The organism is Thiolapillus sp., assembly GCF_048562965.1.
In the GTDB taxonomy this organism is placed as follows: domain Bacteria; phylum Pseudomonadota; class Gammaproteobacteria; order Chromatiales; family Chromatiaceae; genus Thiolapillus; species Thiolapillus brandeum_A.
The window spans coordinates 1-1,121 of the sequence record NZ_JBHNMF010000928.1; the positions used below are offsets into that span (position 1 = coordinate 1).

Annotated in this window: 1 protein-coding gene and 1 pseudogene; both read left to right on the forward strand. The window is 51.4% G+C overall.

Annotated features, from left to right (window positions below; all coding sequences use genetic code 11):
* Positions 1-839 (forward strand): BsuBI/PstI family type II restriction endonuclease (locus tag ACOCD2_RS21250; RefSeq protein ID WP_419598507.1); only part of this gene is annotated, 839 nt, incomplete at its 5' end.
* 8 nt (positions 840-847) lie between these two features.
* Positions 848-925 (forward strand): annotated as a pseudogene (locus ACOCD2_RS21255) (transposon DNA-invertase); the annotation flags it as partial.
* Positions 926-1,121 lie beyond the last annotated feature (196 nt).

Below are 1,121 nucleotides of genomic sequence, written 5' to 3' on the forward strand. Positions count from 1 at the left end.
AGAAAAAGAAACCTGGAAACCCTTGGTATGCTGCAAATAGTCGGGAGCCAGTACGGGATGAAACCATCCGAACAGGGTTAATTCCCTTACAAGCCGTTGTAGTTCGTCAAGGCATACCCACCACTTCATCAAAGCCCACTTATGCTCTGCAAAAAGGCTTTTCAGAGCTATTTTCCATCAACCTTTACGGCGATGACCTCGACGCCGCGATTGAGAACTGGCAGAAAAGATACCTTTCAAAGGCCGCGATCACACGCCTGAAACTGATGAAGGACTATGGCTCTGAGGACTCCGAATCTGTACAGATCAAGTTCCCTGATGGAGCTATTCGCAAACTGGAGCCCGGCCCATCCAGCCTTATATCCAAGGCTGTTATTGAGGAATTCGCACCGAGATTCCTTAAAAAACCGAAAGTGCTTTGGCTGTCGGAATCAGGAAACAAGGTCGTAGCTCAGGACGAGGCACTGGCGAAAGCGTTGGGGCTTCAAATAGACCCATCAAGGACACTTCCTGACATTATCTTGGTTGACCTGGGTGACGACAGCAGTGGTCTCGAAATACTGGTTGTGTTTACCGAAGTTGTCGCATCTGACGGCCCCATTAACCGCCAAAGGAAGGAGATTCTGACAACCCTCGCGACAGAAGCCGGCTTTGATCCTGAGCATCTGGCCTTTTTAACTGCATTCCTAGATCGAAGCTCACAACCCTTCAAGAAATCTATCTCTGAACTGGCGTGGGGCTCTTATGCCTGGTTCTCTACTGAGCCAGATTACATTATTGACCTTAGAGAGCATGACGAGTCTGTCAAGCTGACGTCCCTGTCCAACCGCAATAAGTGACTCCCTCAATGAAGATTGGCTATGTCAGAGCTTCTAAAGCTGATGGCTCCCAAGTCTTGGACTTGCAAGAGGATGCCATGCGGGCTCTCGCTGCCAGCCATGGAGAGCGAAGCGAAGGCTGGTAGTCCCCAGTAGCCGCGAGGCCGCACTGCTTTACCCGTCGTGCGCATAGCGCCAGAGGGGAAGCAAAGTAGGCATCCAAACGCGGCGACCAGGACGGCTGGGGCACCAATAGGTTGTCAAAGGCCGAGTCGATTTTGGGGACTGGGATGTCCCAAAATC